This is a genomic window from Pseudomonas sp. NPDC086278, assembly GCF_050280905.1.
Taxonomy (GTDB): Bacteria; Pseudomonadota; Gammaproteobacteria; order Pseudomonadales; family Pseudomonadaceae; genus Aquipseudomonas.
The window spans coordinates 88,119-94,617 of the sequence record NZ_JBNNWE010000008.1 but is presented as its reverse complement, the minus strand read 5'-3'; the positions used below and the strand labels follow the sequence as shown (position 1 = coordinate 94,617).

At 60.4% G+C, this 6,499-nt stretch carries 5 protein-coding genes; all 5 read right to left on the bottom strand.

Translation table 11 applies throughout. The features are described 5' to 3' along the window. Positions 1-360 precede the first annotated feature (360 nt). Positions 361-1,305, bottom strand: coding sequence for a carbohydrate kinase family protein (locus ACQKP4_RS04565; protein ID WP_427630827.1), 945 nt, complete (start codon positions 1,303-1,305; stop codon positions 361-363). A gap of 13 nt (positions 1,306-1,318) precedes the next feature. Continuing rightward, complete coding sequence (gene xylB / locus ACQKP4_RS04560; protein ID WP_427630825.1) at positions 1,319-2,815, bottom strand: xylulokinase; 1,497 nt, start codon at positions 2,813-2,815, stop codon at positions 1,319-1,321. 152 nt (positions 2,816-2,967) lie between these two features. Further along, a complete protein-coding gene (locus tag ACQKP4_RS04555) occupies positions 2,968-4,440 on the bottom strand; it encodes a mannitol dehydrogenase family protein (RefSeq protein ID WP_427630823.1) in 1,473 nt (490 codons plus the stop codon). A gap of 15 nt (positions 4,441-4,455) precedes the next feature. After that, on the bottom strand, positions 4,456-5,559 hold the full coding sequence (locus ACQKP4_RS04550) for an ABC transporter ATP-binding protein (protein ID WP_427630821.1): 1,104 nt from the start codon (positions 5,557-5,559) through the stop codon (positions 4,456-4,458). Positions 5,560-5,659: 100 nt separating this feature from the next. Next, positions 5,660-6,490 carry a carbohydrate ABC transporter permease gene (locus ACQKP4_RS04545; protein ID WP_427630819.1) on the bottom strand — a complete coding sequence of 277 codons (831 nt, stop codon included), beginning with the start codon at positions 6,488-6,490 and terminating at the stop codon, positions 5,660-5,662. Between the last annotated feature and the right edge of the window lie 9 nt (positions 6,491-6,499).

Genomic DNA, 6,499 nt, shown 5'->3' with positions numbered 1-6,499 from the left:
GTGTGCAGTAACTCTTCGAGTTTCAGGTCGGGGCGGCTGCTGACCAGTTCGATGTCGAAACAGAAGGGCTGATTGAGGGTTTCGCGACCGACGAAACTGAGCACTTGCAGGTCGGTGGAAACGCCTTCGAGGGTCAGGGAAATATGGATTGCGTTTGCGTCCTGCATGCCTTGAATTCCGTCCGTTGGATAAGCTGGGACGGATGGTGCCGCATTGAAGCCGCTCGTTCAAGGCGCAAATGGCGTCGGCACGCGGGCTGATGGCCATGGGGAAAACCGTTGGTTAAACGGTTTTGCTCAATAAATACGGGCGATCTATTGTCATGACTGCAACAACCCTTTACCTGTCGCTCTCCCAAACTCAGCGCAAATCCAGTTGCTGCCGATACGGCAAATCCGGCCCGGTCTTGCTGCACGTCAGCGCCGCTGCCTGCACCGCAAATTTCAACATCCCGTCGATTTGCTCACGCCCAAGCGATTGCACCCCCTCGAGCGAATCCAGTTGATGTTCCGTCAGCCAGGTAATCAACGCGGCCTGGAAGGTGTCGCCGGCGCCTACCGTGTCGGCGATCTTCACCGAACACGCCGGAACCGACCACGAACCATGGGCCTTGCTGAACACCGTCGCTCCTTCGCCGCCACGGGTCAGAAACACCAACTGACAGCGATGCTGCAGCCAACCTTCAATGACGCGCTGCGGGTCCTGTTCGGGATACAACAGGCTCAAATCCTCGTCGCTGACTTTGATCAAGTCGGCCAACTCAACCAATGTCGCAATCCGAGAGCGCCACAGTTCTATATTCGGTTCAGGGTTGAGTCGCACGTTCGGATCAAGGCTGATCAGGCGCTTGCCACTTTCTCGCTGCACCAGCGTCAGCAGCGTGTCGGCAATCGGTTGCACCACCAGCGAGTACGAGCCGATGTGCAGGCCGCGCACTTCAGGACCCAATTGCGGCAGATGCTCAAGTCGCAATTGCCGGTCCGCGCAGCCTTCACCACGGAAGCTGTAATGCGGCGAGCCGTTGGCGCCGACAGCCACCATGGCCAACGTGGTCGGTGCGGCGAAATCCACCAGGTAATCGGCGCGCACGCCTTCTGCCTGCAAAACCTGCTGCAACCGTCGACCGAGGTAGTCGGTGGAGAGCCCCGCAAACAACGCCGCGTCCACGCCCAGTCGACGTAAACCGACGGCAACGTTGAACGGAGAACCGCCGGCGATTGCCTTGAAATTCACTTTTGAAGCCAGGCCGCTGGCATCGTCTTCGCTGAAGAAATCGAACAGCGCTTCGCCACACACCAGATACATAATTGTTCGCTCTTTAAAGGGTTGCGACATGCTGTTGATAGCGTTCATAGGCCTGCTGACAGGCCGCTACATTGTCTGCGATCGGCAGGGTTTCGCTGGCCAGGTCGAGTTTGACGCAGCGCTCGCACAACTGCGCCAACGTGTCCTCGTGCCCGTTTGCCGACGACGTGCACCACGCCGCCTGAATCGCCGCGCCCAGGGCGGCGGCTTCGCTTTGTTCGGTGCAGATCACCGGGGTGTTCATGATGTCGGCGACGATCTGGCGCCACACCGGACTTTTCGAGCCGCCGCCGATCAGGCAGATGCGCAGGCTTTGTAAGCCATTCTGGCGCAGCAGGTCCAGTCCATAACGCAAACCGAAGGTCGTGCCTTCGACCACCGCCCGGCAGAGGTTGGCCGGTGTCAGGTTGGTCATGTTCAAACCCAGCAGGCTGCCGGTGGCGTGGGGCAGGGCGGGAACGCGTTCGCCGTTGAGAAATGGCAGCATGCAGACACCTTCGGCACCGATGGGCGCTTGTGACACGCGCTCATTGAACTGGTCGATATCCAGCTCGAACAACTCGCGAATTACCCCGGTGGCGTTGGTCAGGTTCATGGTGCAGATCAGCGGCAACCAGCCGCCGCTGGACGAACAGAACGTCGCGACCGATGCATCGGGGCTGACTTTCGGTTGGTCGCAGTACGCGTAAACCGTCCCCGACGAACCGAGGCTCATGGTGATTGCGCCGGGTTTGATGTTGCCGGTGCCGATGGCACCCATCATGTTGTCGCCGCCACCGCTGGAGACCAGTGCCTGCGGGTTGACGCCCAGGTGTTCGGCAATGCCCGGCAGGATCGTGCCGACAGCCTGATGCGCGTCGATCAGTTCCGGCAACGCCGCTTGCAGGCGCCCGCCGGGATCGATGTCGCGCAGCAACTGCAAATCCCACTGGCGGGTGCGCACGTTGAAATAACCGGTGCCGGAGGCGTCGCCGTATTCGCTGCAACTGCGCCCGGTGAGCCAGAAATTGAGGTAATCGTGGGGTAGCTGGATGTGGGCAATTCGGGAAAAAATCTCGGGATGCTGTTCCTTGGTCCATAGCAACTTGGAAACGGTATAGCCCGGCGCGATCACAATGCCCAGGCGCTCCAGCGAACCGTCTTCACCGCCCAGATGCGCGAGCAAACGGTCGTTCTGCGGGGTGGATTCGGTGTCGCACCAGAGCTTGGCGGGGCGCAGCACCTGGTCTTGATCGTCGAGCAGCACCAAGCCGTGTTGCTGGCCGGAGACGCCGATGCCGAGGATCGACTGGCCGTCGACATTGGCCGCAAGCAAGGCGCGGCGAGTGGCGAGGGTGAACGCTTCCAGCCACTCGTCAGTGTCCTGCTCGCGGCGGCCATTGGCGCCGCTGATCATCGTGTGCGCGGCGGCACCCTGGCCCAGCACCTGACCGCTGACGGCATCGAGGATGATGGCTTTAGTGCCCTGGGTGCCGCAGTCGATGCCGAGGAATAGTTGTTGGTTTGCCATGGAAGGTCCTTGGTGTGTCAGGTCGGTCTCGGTGAAGCCATTCGCGAGCAAGCGCGCTCCCACAGGAGATGTTCACTGGCCAGCAGCTTCGCCAACGATCCAATGTGGGAGCGGGCTTGCTCGCGAAGACGCCAGTGAATTCACCACCGCTGTCAGGCCAACACGCGCTCCAGCGTCCGCGTAACCCCCACTTCGCGCAAACTGTTGCAGCACCACTCAAACGCCGCCACAAATTCGGGCGAGTTCGGAATCGCCGTGCCAAAGATCTCTTCAACCTCCAGCAGCCGCTGGGTCAGCAGCGCATCATCCGCCACCAGCGCCTGGCAGAACGTCGCTCGCGGGTCCGGAATGCCATAGGTCGCGCCGTTTTCATCCACGCCTTTGAGGTACAGCGCCCAGGCTGCCACTACCAACGCCGCGCGCCGGGTTTCCTGACCATCGGCAATCAACCGGTTAATCGTCGGGACAGTGAACTTGGGAAATTTCGACGAACCATCCGAACACACCCGCTCCAATTGATCGGCAATCGCCTGATTGGAGAAGCGCGCCACCAGCGTGTTCTTGTAATCGGTCAGGTCAATCCCCGGCACCGGCGACAGCTGCGGTGTCACGTCCAGGTCCATGTAAGCGCGCATGTACCGCACAAACAGCGGATCGTTCATGGTCTCGTGAACGAAGCGATAACCCTTCAAAAACCCCAGGTACGTCAGCGCCAGATGGCTGCCGTTGAGCAGTTTGATCTTCATCTCTTCATACGGCGTGACGTCGTCGGTGAACTGCACGCCGACCTTTTCCCAGGCCGGGCGCCCATTGACGAATTTGTCTTCCAACACCCATTGCACAAACGGTTCGCAGACCACCGGCCAGGCATCGTCGACCCCATGTTTGTCGGCCAGTTGCAGACGATGCTGGGTGCTGGTCATCGGCGTGATGCGGTCGACCATCGCGTTCGGGAAACTGACATTGCTTTCGATCCAGTCCCGCAGATCGGCATCGCGCAGGGCGGCGAAGGCGAGCAAGGCCTTGCGGGTTACCGCGCCGTTGTGCGGCAGGTTATCGCAGGACATCAAGGTGAACGCTGGCGTGCCGGCTGCACGGCGCTTGGCCAACGCCGCGCAAAGAAAACCGAACACGGTTTTCGGTGCGTCCGGGTGGGCCAGGTCGTGCTGAATTTGTGGCAGGTGCGCCATGAACTCGCCGTTGCTGTCATCGATGCAATAACCGCCCTCGGTGATGGTCAGCGAGACGATGCGAATCTGCGGGCTGGCGAGTTTGTCGATCAACGCGGTGGCGCTGTCTTCGGCCAGCAGCATGTCGCGTATGGCGCCGATGACCCGGACTTCAGTGTCGTCGGTATCGCCCAGCTCAAACAGGGTGAACAGGTAATCCTGTTCTTTCAGATCATCCCGGGCGCGACGGTCTTCGGCGCGCAGGCCGACCCCGCAAATTGCCCAGTCCAATGCTTCGCCGGTGTTCATCAAGGCATCGGTGTAATACGCCTGATGCGCGCGATGGAAACCGCCGACGCCGATGTGCGCGATGCCTTGGCGCGTGTCGCTCAAGGCGTAGGCAGGCAGGGCGACTTCGGGGGCGAGGCGGTTGAGGTTCTGTTTATTGAGTTTCATCACAAGCTCTCGACATCAGGCCGCGGCGCGCAGTGGGCGGGTGAGCGCCACGCCGTCGGCATCAAATAAATGGCAGTGTTCGGCGTCCAGACGCAGGCTCAAGGCCTCGCCATAACGGCTGGCCAGATCGCCGCGAACCCGCATGGTCAGGGCTTCGCCGGACGTGGTCAGCACGTGGCAGAAGGTGTCGCTGCCCAGGCGTTCGCTGACGTCGGCAGTGACTTGCAGCGTGCAATCGCCGGTTTGCGCCAGTTCCAGATGTTCGGGGCGAATGCCCAGGGTCACCGCGCCGCCGACACTCAGGTTGGCGCCGCTCAGCGGCAACGTGATGCGGGTACCGGCATCGAGCAGCACTTCGCAGTTCTGGCTTTCGACGCGGGTGACCTTGCCCTTGAGAAAGCCCATTTTCGGCGTACCGAGGAAGCCGGCGACAAACAGGTTGGCCGGTTGGTGATAGAGGTCCAGCGGCGAGCCGACTTGTTCGATTTTGCCACCGTTGAGCACCACCACTTTGTCGGCCATGGTCATAGCTTCGACCTGGTCGTGGGTCACGTAAATCATCGTCGCTTGCAGGTCTTTGTGCAGGCGCAGCAGTTCCAGGCGCATTTGCACGCGCAGGGCAGCGTCGAGGTTGGATAGCGGTTCGTCGAAGAGGAAGATTTTCGGGTTGCGCACAATCGCCCGGCCGATGGCCACGCGCTGACGTTGGCCGCCAGACAGTTGCTTGGGCTTGCGCTCCAGCATCGGCCCGAGCTCAAGAATGCGTGCCGCTTCGCCGACTTTCTTCTCGACTTCGGCTTTCGATTCACCGGCCAGATCCAGGGCAAACGACATGTTTTTGCGCACGGTCATGTGTGGGTACAGCGCGTAGGTCTGGAACACCATCGCCAGGTCACGCTTGGCCGGGCTGACTTCGGTGATGTCGCGGCCATCCAGCTCGATAGTGCCGCCGCTGACTTCTTCCAGGCCGGCGATCAGGCGCAGCAGGGTGGATTTGCCGCAACCCGACGGGCCGACAAAGACCACGAATTCCTTGTCGTTCACTTCCAGGTCGATGCCTTTGATGATGGAAAAGCCTTCGAAGCCTTTTTGCAGATTCTTGATTTTCAGGTTGGCCATGATGATGGGCCTCCGCACTATTGTTATTCGATTGAGCCGCAAGAGCTTTTTTGTGCGAGCAAGCTCGCTCCCACAGGGGATTGTGTTGAGTGGGGAATATTCATTTCACGGCGCCGAACGACAGGCCGCGGACCAGTTGTTTCTGGCTGATCCAGCCGAAGATCAGGATCGGCGCGCAGGCCAGCGTCGACACGGCCGACAACTTGGCCCAGAACAGACCTTCAGGGCTTGAGTACGAGGCGATCAACGCGGTCAGTGGCGCAGCTTTGGACGAGGTCAGGTTCAGCGACCAGAACGCTTCGTTCCAGCACAGGATCAGCGACAGCAACACCGTGGACGCCAGGCCACCCTTGGCGATGGGCAGCAGCACCCGGACCATTTCCTGCCACAGCGTGGCACCGTCGAGGCGTGCGGCTTCGAGGATGTCTTTAGGGATGTCTTTGAAGTAGGTGTAAATCATCCACACCACAATCGGCAGGTTGATCAGCGTGTAAATCACGATCAGCGCAATGCGCGTGTCGAGCAGGCCAAAGCTCTTGGCCAGCAGGTAAATCGGCATCAGCACGCCCACCGGCGGCAGCATTTTGGTGGAGAGCATCCACAGCAGCGTACCCTTGGTGCGTTTGGTTTCGTAGAACGCCATCGAGTAAGCCGCCGGCACCGCGATCAGCAGGCACAGGGCCGTGGCGCTGAAGGAAATCACTACCGAATTCCAGGCGAAGCTGAAGTAATCGCTGCGCTCGTTGATGTGCAGGTAGTTCTCCAGCGTCGGCGTGAAGATGAACTGCGGCGGTGTGGCGAAAGCGTCGATTTCGGTTTTGAAACTGGTCAGTACCATCCAGAAGATCGGGAAGAAAATCAGGATCGCGATGGCCCAGGCCAGCGTGCCGAGCAGCACACTTTGCAGACGACGGGATTGTTGAAGGGTCATGGCGCAGGC